Source organism: Jannaschia seosinensis (assembly GCF_001408515.1).
GTDB classification, from domain to species: Bacteria; Pseudomonadota; Alphaproteobacteria; order Rhodobacterales; family Rhodobacteraceae; genus Jannaschia; species Jannaschia seosinensis.
Genome location: NZ_CYPR01000199.1, coordinates 37,701 through 53,140, shown reverse-complemented (window position 1 = coordinate 53,140; position 15,440 = coordinate 37,701). Strand labels below are relative to the sequence as shown.

Annotated in this window: 16 protein-coding genes; 6 read left to right on the top strand and 10 right to left on the bottom strand. The window is 64.6% G+C overall.

Features of this window, described 5'->3' with window-relative positions; genetic code table 11:
- The 4 genes from JSE7799_RS14970 to JSE7799_RS14960 form a co-directional block, all read right to left on the bottom strand.
- A partial coding sequence (locus tag JSE7799_RS14970) for a transposase family protein (RefSeq protein ID WP_503089891.1) occupies window positions 1–494 on the bottom strand: 494 nt, incomplete at its 3' end.
- A 312-nt stretch (window positions 495–806) separates the two neighbouring features.
- Entirely contained in the window at window positions 807–944 is a 138-nt protein-coding gene (locus tag JSE7799_RS21150) for a hypothetical protein (RefSeq protein ID WP_186201971.1), read from the bottom strand.
- 327 nt (window positions 945–1,271) lie between these two features.
- Entirely contained in the window at window positions 1,272–1,535 is a 264-nt protein-coding gene (locus JSE7799_RS14965; protein WP_055664324.1) for a DUF7218 family protein, read from the bottom strand.
- A gap of 63 nt (window positions 1,536–1,598) precedes the next feature.
- The gene (locus JSE7799_RS14960; RefSeq protein ID WP_055664323.1) at window positions 1,599–3,131 is read right to left on the bottom strand and encodes an acyl-CoA carboxylase subunit beta; all 1,533 of its coding nucleotides are present in this window, start codon (window positions 3,129–3,131) and stop codon (window positions 1,599–1,601) included.
- 149 nt (window positions 3,132–3,280) lie between these two features.
- Between JSE7799_RS14960 and JSE7799_RS14955 the strand changes: the two genes are divergently transcribed.
- Together JSE7799_RS14955 and JSE7799_RS14950 are read left to right on the top strand one after the other, a co-directional pair.
- The gene (locus JSE7799_RS14955; RefSeq protein WP_055664328.1) at window positions 3,281–4,501 is read left to right on the top strand and encodes a multidrug effflux MFS transporter; all 1,221 of its coding nucleotides are present in this window, start codon (window positions 3,281–3,283) and stop codon (window positions 4,499–4,501) included.
- Between the two features lie 60 nt (window positions 4,502–4,561).
- A complete protein-coding gene (locus tag JSE7799_RS14950; RefSeq protein WP_055664322.1) occupies window positions 4,562–5,032 on the top strand; it encodes an SRPBCC family protein in 471 nt (156 codons plus the stop codon).
- On the opposite strand, the gene JSE7799_RS14945 is transcribed toward JSE7799_RS14950, so the two are convergent.
- The 5 genes from JSE7799_RS14945 to JSE7799_RS14925 all read right to left on the bottom strand — a co-directional run bounded on the left by JSE7799_RS14945 (window position 5,025) and on the right by JSE7799_RS14925 (window position 8,795).
- A complete protein-coding gene (locus JSE7799_RS14945) occupies window positions 5,025–5,654 on the bottom strand; it encodes a thermonuclease family protein (protein ID WP_245624907.1) in 630 nt (209 codons plus the stop codon). The two genes, JSE7799_RS14950 and JSE7799_RS14945, sit on opposite strands and share 8 nt — an antisense overlap.
- Before the next feature lie 90 nt (window positions 5,655–5,744).
- Window positions 5,745–6,647 (bottom strand): DMT family transporter, encoded by a 903-nt coding sequence (locus JSE7799_RS14940; RefSeq protein ID WP_055664320.1) that lies wholly within the window; start codon window positions 6,645–6,647, stop codon window positions 5,745–5,747.
- Window positions 6,648–6,657: 10 nt separating this feature from the next.
- On the bottom strand, window positions 6,658–7,287 hold the full coding sequence (locus JSE7799_RS14935; RefSeq protein ID WP_055664319.1) for a LysE/ArgO family amino acid transporter: 630 nt from the start codon (window positions 7,285–7,287) through the stop codon (window positions 6,658–6,660).
- 40 nt (window positions 7,288–7,327) lie between these two features.
- The gene (locus tag JSE7799_RS14930) at window positions 7,328–8,005 is read right to left on the bottom strand and encodes a DUF998 domain-containing protein (RefSeq protein WP_055664318.1); all 678 of its coding nucleotides are present in this window, start codon (window positions 8,003–8,005) and stop codon (window positions 7,328–7,330) included.
- A gap of 49 nt (window positions 8,006–8,054) precedes the next feature.
- Window positions 8,055–8,795, bottom strand: coding sequence for a YebC/PmpR family DNA-binding transcriptional regulator (locus JSE7799_RS14925; protein ID WP_055664317.1), 741 nt, complete (start codon window positions 8,793–8,795; stop codon window positions 8,055–8,057).
- Window positions 8,796–8,958: 163 nt separating this feature from the next.
- Here JSE7799_RS14925 and JSE7799_RS14920 point away from each other — a divergent pair, with 163 nt between their 5' ends.
- The 3 genes from JSE7799_RS14920 to JSE7799_RS14910 all read left to right on the top strand — a co-directional run bounded on the left by JSE7799_RS14920 (window position 8,959) and on the right by JSE7799_RS14910 (window position 12,623).
- Window positions 8,959–10,749, top strand: a complete 1,791-nt coding sequence (locus JSE7799_RS14920) for an SLC13 family permease (RefSeq protein WP_055664316.1) — start codon at window positions 8,959–8,961, stop codon at window positions 10,747–10,749.
- Window positions 10,750–10,879: 130 nt separating this feature from the next.
- A complete protein-coding gene (locus JSE7799_RS14915) occupies window positions 10,880–11,677 on the top strand; it encodes an MBL fold metallo-hydrolase (protein WP_055664315.1) in 798 nt (265 codons plus the stop codon).
- A gap of 19 nt (window positions 11,678–11,696) precedes the next feature.
- Window positions 11,697–12,623: an AEC family transporter gene (locus JSE7799_RS14910; protein WP_055664314.1), complete on the top strand. Its 927-nt coding sequence runs from the start codon at window positions 11,697–11,699 to the stop codon at window positions 12,621–12,623.
- 23 nt (window positions 12,624–12,646) lie between these two features.
- Here JSE7799_RS14910 and JSE7799_RS14905 read toward each other — a convergent pair whose 3' ends face one another.
- The gene (locus JSE7799_RS14905) at window positions 12,647–13,522 is read right to left on the bottom strand and encodes a transglycosylase SLT domain-containing protein (protein WP_083480615.1); all 876 of its coding nucleotides are present in this window, start codon (window positions 13,520–13,522) and stop codon (window positions 12,647–12,649) included.
- 263 nt (window positions 13,523–13,785) lie between these two features.
- On the opposite strand from JSE7799_RS14905, the gene gatB reads away from it, so the two are divergent.
- Window positions 13,786–15,306 carry an Asp-tRNA(Asn)/Glu-tRNA(Gln) amidotransferase subunit GatB gene (gene gatB / locus JSE7799_RS14900; protein ID WP_055664313.1) on the top strand — a complete coding sequence of 507 codons (1,521 nt, stop codon included), beginning with the start codon at window positions 13,786–13,788 and terminating at the stop codon, window positions 15,304–15,306.
- Window positions 15,307–15,440: the final 134 nt, after the last annotated feature.

Sequence of the window (15,440 nt, the reverse complement as noted above, 5' to 3'; positions counted from 1 at the left end):
CCGATGAACTCACGATCCGCCAGCAGCACCCGAACGGTTGAGGCGTCGAAATACGCGAGATACCGCTTCATCAGCGCGATGCGCTGCGCGGTCGTGCTGTTGCCGGAATGCGGGAGCATGGTCCACATCAGCGGGACGCGGAACTTGACCGTGATGACGGCCAACACGAGGACGTTAACGTCGGTCTTGCCGATCTTCCAGTTGGTGCGGTCGAGACAGAGATGCCAAGGGCGAGGATTGCCGAGCAGCGAGATCACGATGCCCACGCTCCAATCCTCGGGCAGGCACACGTGTTGGAAGAAGCGTTGCAGACGGCGATAGGTCGATGCAACCATGGCGCGACTTGGCCGCTCGCTCGCGATATGCGTCAGGTTCACCGTTCGGGCGCTGATCATGCCAAGCAGGATCATGCAGAGCGTCTCGAGCCGTGACTTGCCCAACGGCACATGCGGAGTTAGCGTTTTCTGGAGATCGGCGAGAGCACGGATATTCAAGGGACCGTTCCTTTGGCGAGGTCGAGTCCACCAGAAGAATCTCTCTTGCCGGTCTCGGCCACCCCAAAAACGGCTGTGTCGTGTAGTCTGGCGCTTCACCAATCTTTGCGCAAACTCCATTTGGCCAAAACAGATGTGTGCGTCTCGCCAGATAAACTTGCCGGACAAAGTCAGGAAACCGGCAAGCGGCGATCGAGCAGCGGGCAACCCGCAAACGCCGTTCTTCACGAAGAGAGCCGGCTCCGCAGTTTCCCGCAGCGCCGGCTCTTCTCTGTACCCGTTGGCCGGGCAACAGTTGATTTCGCCCGAAGATCAGTACTTCGTCGACACCGGCTCCGGCGTGACGGGAACGAATACGGCGTCGTCCTGAACGGCGTCGTTACGGCCGCCACAAGCGGCGACAAGAACGGTGAGGCCGAGAACGGTGGCGGCTTTGGTGATCGTGGACATTAGGAAACTCCTGTCTTGGTCTCGGGCACGGTTGCCGGTGCGGCGCAGGCCCATGCCGTCACAATGCAGTGATCTCGAGAAAGGTTCCAGTGCGCCAAAAACCATTCGTACCGATTGCGGCGCATCGGCCACGCAACCTTCCGCATCGCCCAATCGCGAGGTCGGATTTATCCATTCCGCCAAGGACGAACCGCTCCAGACGGACGCCTCTCTCAGAGCGTTGTCGCAAGACGATCATCCACCATACGCAACTTCACCAAAATTCCCGCATAATCTCGAATCATCCGGAAAGACGCTCCCGAGCGCCCAGCGCCTGCGCAGTCAGAGTCAGTGGTTGCGCAACGCGTCGATCAGCTCGTCTTTATTCATCTTGGATCGTCCCTCGATGCCGATCTCGCGGGCGCGGTCCATTAGCTCATCCTTCGTGCGGTCCTCATAACGCTCCGCATGACCGCCCTTTTCGGATGGATGCATGTCCTTGTTCGCCCGCGCATTGGCGATGCGAGCGGCCTTCTCCTTCGACGCCCCCTTCTCGCGCAGCGATTCGTAGGCATCGTCGTCCTTGATTTGCGGTCCATGGTCCTTGGTCATGACGGGGCTCCCAACGGTTTCGCCGGACAAACCCTCATGCTGTGCGCTACGTTCCCGACACCGTTACAGAGGGATCGTCCCATGCTTGCGCCACGGCCGCTCCTGGCGCTTGGTGCGGAGACTGGCAAACGCGCGGGCGATCCGCTTTCGTGAGTTCCTCGGCATGATCACCTCGTCGACGAAGCCTTTTTCGGCGGCCACGAAGGGATTGGCGAACCGGTCCTCATAATCCTTCGTGCGTGCGGCGATCTTCTCCGGGTCGCCACGCTCCGAGCGGTAGAGGATTTCGACCGCGCCCTTGGCGCCCATCACCGCAATTTCCGCCGTCGGCCAAGCGTAGTTGAAGTCGGCACGCAGATGCTTGGACGACATCACGTCATAGGCCCCGCCATAAGCTTTTCGGGTGATCAGCGTGACCTTCGGCACCGTCGCCTCTCCATAAGCATAAAGCAGCTTCGCCCCGTGCTTGATCACGCCACCATATTCCTGACTCGTCCCCGGCAGGAAACCCGGCACGTCCACCAGCGTCAGCAGCGGAATTTCGAACGCGTCGCAGAACCGCACGAACTTCGCAGCCTTCCGGCTCGAATCGATGTCGAGACAGCCGGCCAGCACCAGCGGCTGGTTCGCCACCACACCGATCGTCCGCCCCTCGATCCGGATGAACCCGGTCAGGATGTTGCGTGCGAAATCGGAGGCCAACTCGAAGAAGTCCCCCTCGTCCGCGAGCTTTTCGATCAGTTCCGCCATGTCGTAGGGGCTGTTGGGGTTGTCGGGGATCAGGGTGTCGAGGCTCGGCTCGTCCCGGTCGGGCTTGTCGAAGAACGGTCGTATCGGTGCCCCCTCCCGATTCGACAGCGGTAGAAAGTCGATCAGCCGCCGCGTCTCGGCCAACGCTTCCACATCATTTTCGAAGGCCAGATCGGCGACGCCCGAACGTTTTGTATGTGTACCCGCGCCGCCCAATTCTTCGGCGGTGACGACTTCATTGGTGACGGTCTTTACCACGTCGGGGCCGGTCACGAACATGTAGCTGGAATCGCGGACCATGAAGATGAAGTCGGTCATGGCGGGCGAATAAACCGCGCCACCCGCACATGGCCCCATGATGACGCTGATCTGCGGAATGACACCGGATGCGTCGATGTTGCGCTGGAAGACCTCGGCATAGCCCGCGAGGCTCGCCACCCCCTCCTGAATACGCGCGCCCCCGGAATCGTTGAGACCGATCACGGGAGCACCGTTTTGCAGCGCCATGTCCTGAATCTTGCAGATCTTCTGGGCGTGGGTCTCGCTGAGCGAGCCTCCGAATACGGTGAAATCCTGGCTGAACAGATAAACGAGGCGCCCGTTTACCGTGCCCCAGCCCGTGACAACGCCGTCGCCCGCCGGGCGCTCCTCCGCCATCCCGAAATCCGTGGCACGGTGTGCGACGAACATGTCGAACTCCTCGAAGCTGCCGGGATCGAGCAGCAGTTCGATCCGTTCCCGCGCCGTCAGCTTGCCCTTCGCATGCTGCGCGTCGATCCGGCGTTCGCCCCCGCCCGCGCGCGCTTCGGCGCGCCGCGCCTCAAGCTGTTCGAGTATATCCTTCATGCGCTTCCTCCCTCTTGGAGCGGAGCCTAGTCGCCGGTGTCGCCGCCGGAAAGGGGGCTTGTGCGGCTCGCCGTTCGCGCACACCCGCCTGTGCGTGGGCGCGATTGGACAGGCAGGCGGAAGGGGCGTAGCGCACTATGATGGCCATAATGACCGATCATCCCGCCTCCCCCGGAACGCGGCCTACGCGCACTCCGCCTCATATCCTGACGCTCGTGGCGCTCGTTGGCACGTCCACTTTGGCGATGAACGTCTTCTTGCCGTCGCTGCCGGCAATGGCCGAATGGTTCGCGGCGGATTACAGCCTGATCCAGCTGTCGGTCGGGCTCTATCTCGGCGTCAATGCGGTCCTGCAGCTCTTCGTCGGCCCCATCTCGGACCGGTATGGTCGCCGCCCGGTGATCCTGACCGGGATCGTCCTGTTCCTGCTGGCGACGATCGGCTGCCTCTGGGCGCCGACAATCGAAATATTCCTGGCCTTCCGGATGGCGCAGGCGGCAGTCGTCGTCGCCATGGTGCTCAGCCGCGCCATCGTGCGAGACCTCTACCCCCAAGACAAGGCCGCCTCAATGCTGGGCTGGGTGACGATGGGAATGTCGGTCGTTCCCATGGTCGGCCCCGCCATTGGCGGCCTGCTTCAGGGGGCCTTCGGGTGGCAGGCGAACTTCTGGCTCCTGCTCGGGACGGGCGCGGCCTTGTGGATGCTCACCTGGATCGACCTCGGCGAAACGGCACCCCGCTCCGGCGGCAGCCTCCGTGATCAGGTCCGGCAATATCCCGAACTTCTGACGTCGCCGCGCTTCTGGGGTTACTGCCTCGCCTCGGCCTTCGCATCAGGCGCGTTCTTCGCCTATCTCGGCGGCGCCCCCTTCGTCGGGGCGCAGGTCTTCGGGATGGAGCCGGCCGAACTGGGCCTGTTCTTCGGTGCGCCCGCGCTCGGCTATTTCGTGGGTAACGGCATCTCGGGCCGCTATTCGACCGCACTCGGCATCGACCGGATGATCCTGTTCGGCGCTATTGGACAGGCCTCGGGGCTCGGGCTCCTCCTCCTCCTGACGCTGATCGGCTTCACGTCACCCTGGACGTTTTTCGGCTTCATGACATTCGTTGGCCTCGGCAACGGCATGGTGATTCCGAACGCCACGGCGGGGATGCTGTCGGTCCGCCCGCACCTTGCGGGTACGGCTTCGGGCCTTGGCGGTTCGATCATGATCGGGGGCGGCGCGGCCCTGTCGGCGCTTGCGGGTTGGCTTCTTGGATTTGGCGGCGGTGCCCTGCCCCTGATCCTGCTGATGGTGTGTTCCGGCACGGCTTCGATCGGCGCGGTTCTGCTGACGATCCGCCGCAACCGCCGCCTCGCCACGATCTGAACGATTGACGCCGCGCGCATTTCGGACAAGCTGCGCACAACGAAACGGAGGGAGGCCCGAATGGAACTGACAGGAAGCCGCATCATCGCAGCACCGCGCGAAACTGTCTGGGGCCACCTCAACGATCCGGAAACCCTGCGCGCCTGCATCCCCGGCTGCGAAGAATTGTCGGGGTCGGCCGAGGAAGGGTTTGAGGCCACCGTCAAACAGAAGGTCGGCCCGGTAAAAGCGACGTTCAAAGGCGTGGTGACCGTGTCGGACGCCAACCCGCCGGAGAGCTACCGCATCGCGGGCGAAGGCAAGGGCGGCGTTGCGGGTTTTGCAAAGGGCGGCGCGGATGTGCGGCTTCTCGAGGTGCCCGAGGGTACGGAGTTGGCCTATTCGGTCGATGCCAAGGTCGGCGGCAAGATCGCACAACTCGGATCGCGCGTCGTGGACAGCTTCGCGGCCAAGATGGCGGACACGTTCTTCGAGAACTTCAAGGCGCGGGTCGAGGGAGCCGGCGTCAGCCCGCAGGATCCGGTCACCTAGCCCTCCGCCACCCCGCCGCGCGCGCCTCCGCCTCGGAGCAGAACCAGCGTTCGCCCCGCCGCTCATCGATGCGTGTCGGTCCATAAAATCGGGATCCCGGCAGGTGGTAGATCCGCCCGTTATCGGAAATGTTGCCCTTGATCGCGCACCGGCCTTCCGGCGCGTTATCTTCGATCCGCAACTCCCGCTGCTCCGCGCGCCACAGGGCGGGATTCTCCATCTCGTATGCCCAGAGGCCGCGCGCCAGAAGTCGTGCCTCCTTCTCTTCCTCGAAGTAGCGGGGATTGTCGCGATAGCGCCGGGCAATGCCGAGGCGGACAAGCTCGGAATTCATGTTCCGGCCCGCCACGGTACAGGTGGCAAGGTACCGGCCATACCGGTCACGCTCGCTCACCTCGCAACGCGCAACCTCCCCTTCATAGAGCGACCGAGCAGCATCGCTCGCAAAGCGCCCGCAAGGCAGAACCACGCCGTTGTCATCGCGACAGGTCTGGTCCGCTTCCGCCGCATCGATCCCCAGCAGGCGCACATTCGCGGATGCCCCGATGTCGATCGTGTCGGCATCGACGACCCGAACCGTACCGCTCAGCGTCTCGGCCGCGAGCGGAGCGGCAAGGAGCACCAGAATAGAACAAAGCCTTAACATACTCTCGAACTGACGTCGAAAGCCCCCGAAGACAATCCCGAAACCGAACGTGCGTTAATTCGACGTTCAGTACTTCGCTGCCGGTGATGGCGGCGTCACCTGCCGCTTCAGCCGCGCCTCGCGCCAAGCGATGAAGCTGACCGAGGCGATAATGATTGCCGCACCAAAAATCACGAACCCGTCTGGCGGCTCGTTGAACAGCGCCCATCCCAGAAGCACCGCCCAGACCATCTGAAGGAACGTCACCGGCTGCGTCACCGATACGGGAGCCGCCTCGAACGCGCGCGTCATCGTGTAATGGCCCGCCGTGGCAAAGATCGCGACGAGCAACATCCAACCCAGATCCGCGATGCTCGGTGTCACCCAGACCGCGATGGCAAAGGGCGCGAGCCCCAAGGTGACCCAGATCGATAGCATCGCCACCACCATCTGCGCCGAATGGCGGCCCGACAGGGGCTTGGCCATCAGGTAGGAGACGCCGAACAGGACCGCCGTCGCCAGCATCGCCACATGCCCCGTCTCGACCTCCCGAAAACCAGGCCGAAGGATGACCACGACCCCCAAAAGGGCCATCACGACGGCCATGATGCGCGGAAGTGCCAGCCGCTCCCCGAGGAAGAGCGCCGCCCCCAGCGTCACATAGACAGGATTGAGGTAGTTCATCGCGGTGACCTCGGCGATCGGGATCTGCGTCATTGCGTAGAACCACAAGATCACCGCTAGGGTATGCGCCACGCCCCGACCAGCGAACAGCGCCACATCACGCGCGGGCATTCGCGCCCCTATCAAGCTCCTCCCGAGGGGGAGCAGCAGGAAGATGCCCAGAAGATAGCGCAGGAACGCCGCCTCCGCCGCAGGCAGGTCCTGGGCCGCATGTTTCACCACCGCCGTGACCGCGATAAAGAGCGCACCCGTCGCCACCATCCAGAGGATACCTTGGGCAGGGCGGGAAGGGGCGGCGCGATCCATCCCGCAGGCTTTACCCCCCTGCCCCGCGGCTGCAAGCCGCGGGGCAGCTTAAAAGCAGCTTTGCGGCGATCGCCCACATCACCAGTGCAACTCCGACATCCAGCGCCCGCCAAGAACCGGGCCGCGCGAACATCGGACGCAACGAGGCCGCGCCGTAGCCCAATGACGCGAAGAAGACGAAGGATGCGGCCACGGCGCCCGCACCGAACACGCTCGGCGCCGGCGATTGCGCACCGATGGCCCCGAGCAGGATCACCGTGTCGAGGTAGACATGAGGGTTCAGCCAAGTCAGCGCGAGGCAGGTCAGAACGGCGCGACGAAGGCCGCCGGCCTCTCCGTCCGGCCGCATCACCGCGCCACCGCACCAAGCCGACCAAGCCGCCCGAGCCCCATAGACGATGAGGAAAACCGCGCCGCCCCACCGGAACACCGGCAGCACCCACGGGACTGTCCCGATCACCGCACCGAAACCTGCGATACCCGCACTGATCAGCACCGCATCCGAGAAGGCGCAAGTCAGCACCACGGGCAGGACATACTCCCCGCGTAACCCTTGCCGCAGCACGAACGCGTTCTGCGCTCCGATCGCGAGGATCAGCGACAGACCGAGGCCGAAACCGGAGAGGAAGGTGGCGAGCATCCGTTGCCCTTGGCGTGCCGAAGCGGCGCCGTAAAGCGCGTCAGGTCGTGTCTCGCACCCCCGGCTCATAGCCCCTGTCCCCCCGGCCGCGCAGCACACGCGCCCGCTTGAGGAAGACAAGGGCCAGCCCGATCATGAAAACGGACGCGATCAGGCCAAGGAACCGCTCGTAGATGCCGTCATAGCCCGTCGGCATGAAGAAGAAGACGGGAGCCAGCGGAACCCAGACGATCGTCACGCCCTTGAGGACCCGCTCGGACAACTTGGACACGGTGCAGGCGCCCGCCGACATCGCCCACGGCGCGAGCGCCACAAGCGCACCGAAGATATAGACGAAATAGACATGAAGCACCGGCCCCGCATTATCGTCATCGCCGTATTCGTTGCGCGCGCCGATCAGCAGGACGATCACGCCGAGCATCAACAGCGAGAAAATCCCCGCCGTCCAGCCGCGCTCGCCCAGATGGCAATGCGCGGCCCCGATGGCGAGCGCAATCAGACCCGCCGCATAGGAGTACAGCCCGGCATCGACGATCAACTCGTATTCTCCCGCGCCAAGGTCGCTGATCGTGTCGGCGACCCAGTCATGGTCCGGAACGACGACGTCCGCCACAAGGATCGACACCACCAGAACCGCGCATCCAAGTATCGCGATACAAGCGCTGAGGATCAACAGATACGGGCGTTCGTAGGTCATGCCCAGATCGTCGTTCGACATGACTGCTCTCCCTCCGCAGGGGTCTGGCCGCGTCCGGGGCGCTACCGCCTCAGATCTGCGCCATGACCTCGTCGCTGGCCTCGAAATTGGCGGTGACGTTCTGAACGTCGTCGTCGTCCTCCAGCGCCTCGATCAGCTTCATCAGCTGCTGCATCCCTTCGAGATCGAGTTCCGTCGTCGTCTGCGGGCGCCAGACCAGCTTCGTCGACTCCGCCTCGCCCAAGCTCGCCTCAAGCGCGCCGGAAACGGCGGCGAGATCGGTATCGGCGCACCAGATCACATGCGTCTCCGCATCCGATTCGACATCTTCCGCACCGGCCTCGATCGCGGCCATCATGACGGTGTCCTCGTCGCCGACCGCCGCAGGGTACACGATCTGCCCCTTGCGATCGAACATGAAGCCGACCGATCCCGTCTCACCCAGATTGCCGCCATTCTTCGCGAAGGTGGAGCGTACCGAGGATGCCGTGCGGTTGCGGTTGTCGGTCATCGCCTCGACGATGATCGCCACGCCGTTCGGGCCGTACCCCTCGTAGCGGATTTCGTCGTAATTCTCGCCTTCGCCGCCGGACGCCTTGGCAATCGCGCGCTCGATATTGTCCTTGGGCATCGACTGCGACTTCGCCTCCTTCACCGCAAGGCGCAGGCGGGGGTTCTTGTCGGGATCGGGGTCACCCATCTTGGCGGCGACCGTGATCTCCTTTGACAGCCGTGAGAACAGCTTGGCGCGCAGCTTGTCCTGCCGGCCCTTGCGATGCTGGATATTCGCCCATTTGCTGTGGCCCGCCATAGGACTCTCTCCGGTCATGTCGATGGTTCGACCCGCCCTATAGCGCCGGGTCCGCGACCTCCGCAATCCCAGGGCGGGCATACCGCGCGTCGTTGCGGTGCCCGTTTGCGTGTCCCCCGCGTCGCGCGCTACATCCGCCGGAGCAAAGGGACACCACCCAATCATGACGAACGATCAGATCATCCTCTTCGCCCTGTTCGGCGGCGTCTTCATCATGCTGCTCTGGGGGCGGTTTCGCTATGACATCGTGGCGTTCACGGCGTTGCTGCTCGGCATCATCCTCGGGGTCGTCCCGAAGGAGGAGGCGTTCTACGGCTTCGGCCACCCTGCGACGCTGATCGTGGCGCTCGTGCTGATCGTCTCGGCGGGCCTCGTGCGGTCGGGGGCGGTCCTGCTCATCACACGCAACCTCGTCGATGCCAAGCGCGGGATCGCGTCTCACATCACGACCATGGGCGGGATTGGCGCGATCCTGTCGGCCTTCATGAACAACGTCGCCGCCCTGGCCCTGCTGATGCCGGTGGATATCGCAACCGCGCGCAAGGCGGGCCGGCTGCCCGGGAAGACCCTGATGCCGCTGAGTTTCGCGACGATCCTTGGCGGCACGATCACGCTGATCGGGACGCCGCCCAACATCGTGATCGCCGGCATTCGTCAGGATCAATTCGGCGAAAGCTTCCGGATGTTCGACTTCGCGCCGGTCGGCCTCGTCACCGCACTTGCGGGCCTGCTCTTCGTGGCGCTGGTGGGCTGGCGTCTTCTGCCGGGCATGAACAATCCCGACACCGACGCACAGGGCGGGCGCGGCACCGACGATAGCGCGCGTTACGTAGCCGAGTTGACGGTGCCCGAAGGCAACTCTCGCGTCGGCGACAAGGTGTCCGCCCTCTACGACGCCTGCGACGAGACGGGCGTGCATATCATCGGCCTGCTGCGTGGCGGGCGGCGCATGTTCGGATCGGCCCGCAACGCCACGATCGAGGCGGGCGATGCGCTGATCCTCGAGGCAAAGCCGGAGGAGCTCGATGAGTTTCGCGCCGGAGAGAAGCTTGAATTTTCCGACAACCGCCGCATGACGTTGCTCGATGCGGCCGATCAGGGGCTCAGCCTTGTGGAGGTGGTCGTGCGCGACGACAGCCGCATCAACGGCCGCTCCGCGCAGGCCATCGGTCTGGCGTGGCGCCAGCGGACGATCCTCATGGGAATCTCCCGGCGCGGTCGCCGCATCACGGAGCGGCTGCGGCGCGAAAAAGTTCAGGCGGGCGACATCCTGCTGCTGCTCGTGCCGACGGAATCGGTCGAGGAGGTCGTCGAGTGGCTCGGCGCGCTGCCTCTGGCCAATCGGGGCCTCGCCGTCACCGAGAACAAGAAGGTCTGGCCCGCCGTCGGCCTCTTCGCCGCCGCCGTCCTCGGGGCGAGCTTTGGGCTGATCGACCTGACTGTCGCGCTCGGTGTCGTGGTCGTCGCGTACGCAGTCGGCCGGATCGTGCCGCTGCACGAACTCTACGATCAGGTGGAATGGCCCGTGGTTGTCCTGCTGGGTTCAATGATCCCTCTCGGGGCCGCGCTGGAGACCTCTGGCGGGACGGAACTCATCGCCGAATGGCTGGGGGCGATAACTTTCGGGCGCCCGGTCTGGGTCGCCATGGGTCTTCTGATGGTCGTGACGATGGTCATGTCGGCGGTGCTGAACAACACGGCAACCGCGATCGTCGCCGCCCCGGTCGGCATCGACATGGCCCGCACGCTCGGCGTGAACCCGGACACGTTCCTGATCGCCGTCGCCATCTCCGCGTCCTGTGCGTTTCTCACGCCGATCGGGCACAAGAACAACACGCTGATCCTCGGCCCGGGCGGGTACCGCTTCGGCGATTACTGGCAGATGGGCCTGCCGCTGACGGTCCTGATCCTCGTGGTCTCGCTGCCGGCAACACTGTTTTTCTGGCCATTGTGAGCCCGACGCGCCTGCCTCCGAGAGTTTTTCAGCCAGACGAACATGAGGTCCGAATATTCATGATGACGGTTTCGAAATCGCATGCCTGCGGCCGCTTGCCCCTCGCAACGCGGGCGCGCATGAAGGCGCCATGACGCTACGCTTTACAATTCTCGGCTGCGGCTCGTCCGGCGGCGTGCCGCGCCTCGGCGGCCATTGGGGCGCGTGCGATCCGAACGATCCGCGCAACCGCCGTCGGCGCTGCTCGATGCTGGTGGAGCGGACAGGGCCCGACGGCACCACCCGCGTGCTGATCGACACGTCGCCCGATCTGCGCGAACAACTGCTGGACGCGGGCGTTGGCAATCTCGACGGCGTCGTCTGGACCCACGCCCACGCCGACCATACCCACGGCATCGACGACCTGCGGATGATCGTCTTCAATCAGCGTCGCATCCTAGACACTTGGGCCGACGATCCGACCTATGCCGCGCTCAGCGCCCGTTTCGGGTATGTCTACGAGACGCCGCCGGGCTCGAATTACCCTCCCATCCTGCGGCACAACACGATCGACGGCCCGGTTACCGTCGACGGCGCGGGGGGGGCGGTCACGCTCTGGCCGGTGCCGGTCGGGCATGGCGACATCGATGCGCTCGGCTTCCGCATCGGGGGCCTGTGCTACATGCCCGACGTCAACACGATCCCGGCCGAGGCCGAACAGGCGCTGACGGGACTCGATGTCTGGGTTCTCGACGCGCTGCGTCGCACGGGCCACCCTTCCCACCTCTCGCTCTCCGAGACGCTTGCGTGGTTCGAGAGGATGACGCCCAAGCGCGGGGTGCTCACGAACATGCATATCGACCTCGACTGGGCGCGAATCGACGCGGAGACGCCGCTCAACGTGACCCCGGCGCATGACGGCATGGTGATCGAGTTGGCCGATGCGTGACGGTCCAGCGATCTGATCGATGCTCGACGTTTTCGCCGTCACCATCCCCGTCTTTCTCATCATCGGGGCGGGCTATGTCGCCACCTGGCGCGGCCTGTTCAGCCAAGGGCAGGTCGACGGCCTCATGGTTTTCACGCAGCGATTCGCGATCCCGTGCCTGCTGTTTCTCGCGATGGTCCGGTTCGACCTCTCCGCAGGCTTTGATTGGCGGTTGCTCGCGGCCTATTATTCCGGCTCTCTCGTGGTGTTCGGCTCGGCGATTGCGGGTATGCTCTTGTGGCTGAAGCGCGGGCGCGAAGATGCGGTCGCCGTCGGCTTCGCGGCCATGTTCGCCAACACCGTCCTGCTCGGCCTGCCGATTGCGGAGCGGGCCTACGGCGCCCAATCGCTGGAGCCGAACTATGCCATCATCGCGCTGCACGCGGCCTTCTGCTACCTCACCGGGATCACGGCGATGGAGATCGTTCGCGCGGGCGGCGGCGGATTCATTGGTGGCGTACGGGCCGTATCATGGTCGATGTCACGCAATTCTCTGATGATCGGCGTGGCGCTCGGTCTGATGGTGAATCTGTCGGGCCTTCCCCTGCCCGGCCCGGTCGAAGAGGCGACCGACCTCATCGCCCGCGCGGCCCTTCCGGCGGCGCTGTTCGGCTTGGGAGGTGTGCTCGTGCAATATCGACCCGAAGGGGATGCACGCGGCATCGCGCTCTGCGTCGGCTGTGCCTTGGTCCTGCATCCGACATGGGTCTATCTGGCGGGTACGATCCTGGGCCTCGCCCCCGGCCCGTTCCGCGCCGCCGTATTGACGGCGGCAATGGCGCCGGGCGTGAACTCGTATCTGTTTGCCGCAATGCATGGCCGCGCCGTCCGCATTTGCGCCTCTTCGGTGCTAATCGGAACGGCGGCCTCAGTGCTCACGATCTCGGGATGGCTTCTGGTGTTGTAGGCGAGGAGCGCAGGAGCCGCGCTCTACCCGTCCGACGCCATTTCGAAATCGGACCAATCCGGTCCGTCCACCTGCAGGTGCTTGTCCATTTGCCACGTCACGAAAAGCGGCACGACATCCGCCTCGCCCGCCGGCGCGCCCAGCCAGTCCGGACGCGGCACCGGGCGGGCCGATGCGGTCAGACCGTTGCAGAAGGGCTGGCGCGTCAGCCAATTGCGCATATCCTCACGCTTGGCGGAGGAGTGGAACGGCCCCCAGTCGGCCGCGACGCCCCGCATCCCGCGGGCGACGACGCCGTCGCGCGGCACGGTGCGGTTCAGGATACGTACAGCACAGGACATATTGAGCGCCCCGTCCTTCAGATCCTCACCCGTCTTGGCCGCACATCCATAGCCGCGCGCGGTCGCGGGAAGGATTTGCACCAGCCCGTACCACAACCCGCCGCCGCCAACCGCTTTCGGACGCCACGTGCTCTCGTGCTTGGCAAGCGTCGACAGAAGCCCGGCCCAGAACGCCTTGCGCTCCCATTCGCCGGCCTCGGGATAGGCCGGGCACCATTGGGCGATGTCGCTCGGCACCGTATCGACCAAACGCTGTCCATGGCTGTCGAGGGCGCTCATGGCGGCCGCAGTCCAGCGCGATGAGCCGCGGATATGGTCCCAGCGCAGATCCGGCAGTTCCGTCACGCGCGGCCGGTTCGCGGGGCGCAGCGAGCCGTCCGGAGCCAAACGAGAGGATGGCGTCACGGTCGACATCGTGCTGGGCACCGTCACAAGGCCCCCGGGCGCGAGATCCGCGGCTTCGTCCGCCGCCACCGGTGCGCCCGCGAGACCAATAACCGCGGCCACCGCCGCCCGTCTGGCCAATCCGCGCAGCTTGAATCCAATCCGATTCGTCATCTTCGAAAACTCCCGGCGTCGTCTAAAGTTATGCCCAAAGTCACCGCATCTGGCGGTACTTCCCTTCGGCAACCCAATATCGCGGGTCACTCGTCCCGAGGCTGGTTACAAAAAAGCCCCCTGACGCCGCGGCACGTAACATCCGCCCGGTGGTCCGGCAAAGCGCCGGAGCGCAGACTCGCTCGAACAGGCGTGTCTCCGCCGCTTGTCGCCGCGACCTCCGCGCCGTAAACCCGCCCCGATCCAGCACCGGAGACCCGATCATGCTCGACCTCGCCGCCGAAAAGCCCGCCCCCGAACCGCGCGTCATCGCCGGCGAAAAACACGACTGGGAGCTCGTGATCGGGATGGAGGTGCATGCTCAGGTCGCCTCGAACGCCAAGCTGTTCTCCGGCGCCTCGACGCGCTTCGGTGCCGAGCCGAACGCCAACGTCGCATTCGTGGATGCCGGCATGCCGGGCATGCTGCCGGTGATCAACGAGATCTGCGTCGCGCAGACGGTGCGCACGGGGCTGGGCCTGAAGGCGGAGATCCACCTGAAATCGGCGTTCGACCGCAAGAATTACTTCTATCCGGACCTGCCGCAGGGCTATCAGATCAGCCAGCTTTACCACCCCATCGTCGGTGAGGGCGAGGTGCTGGTCGAGATGCCCGACGGTACGGCCCGACAGGTCCGGATCGAGCGCATCCACCTCGAGCAGGATGCAGGCAAGTCGATCCACGACATGGACCCGGCGATGTCTTTCGTGGATCTCAACCGCACCGGCGTCGCGCTGATGGAGATCGTCTCGCGCCCCGACATCCGGGGTCCCGAGGAGGCCGCCGCCTACGTCACCAAGCTGCGTCAGATCATGCGCTACTTGGGCACCTGCGACGGCAACATGCAGAACGGCAATTTGCGCGCGGACGTCAATGTCTCGGTCTGCCGCGCCGGCTCCTACGAGCGGTATCAGGAAACGCAGGATTTCTCGCATCTGGGCACCCGCTGCGAAATCAAGAATATGAACTCCCTGCGCTTCATCCAGGCCGCAATCGACTACGAAGCCCGCCGCCAGATCGCCCTGCTGGAGCGTGGCGAAAGCGTGATTCAGGAAACGCGGCTCTACGACCCCGACAAGGGCGAGACGCGGTCCATGCGCTCCAAGGAAGAAGCGCATGATTACCGCTACTTCCCCGATCCCGATCTGCTTCCGCTGGAAATCGAGCAGGAATGGGTGGACGATATTGCCTCCGCCCTACCGGAACTGCCCGACGTCAAGAAAGCCCGGTTTATCGAGAGCTTCGGCCTGTCGGATTATGACGCGAGCGTCCTGACCGCTGACACCGCATCCGCCACCTTTTTCGAGGCGGTCGTCGCCAAATCCGGCAACGGCAAGGTTTCCGCCAACTGGGTCATCAACGACCTGTTCGGGCGTCTGAAAAAGGACGAGCGCGAGATCGAGGACAGTCCGGTTTCGCCCGACCAACTCGGCGGGATCATCCGCCTGATCGAGGCGGGCGACATCTCCGGTAAGATCGCGAAGGACCTGTTCGAGATCGTCTATACCGAAGGCGGCGATCCGGCGGAGATCGTGGAGGCGCGCGGCATGCGCCAGGTCACTGATACCGGCGCGATCGAGACCGCCGTCGACAAGATCATCGCCGCCAATCCCGCGCAGGTCGAAAAGGCCAAGGCCAATCCCAAGCTGGCGGGCTGGTTCGTGGGTCAGGTGATGAAGGCGACGGGCGGAAAAGCGAACCCGAAGGCGGTCAACGAGGTGGTAAGCGCGAAGCTCGGCCTCTGACGGTCCGACTCATCCCTCCGCGATCGTGCGACGGCGCAAGCACACCTGTTGCGCCGTCGCCCCACGTGCGCCTGTCACGGGCCAAAGCGGCTTCGGGGTCTCCAACGCCACGTGGCGAGGTCTGATCACGCGAT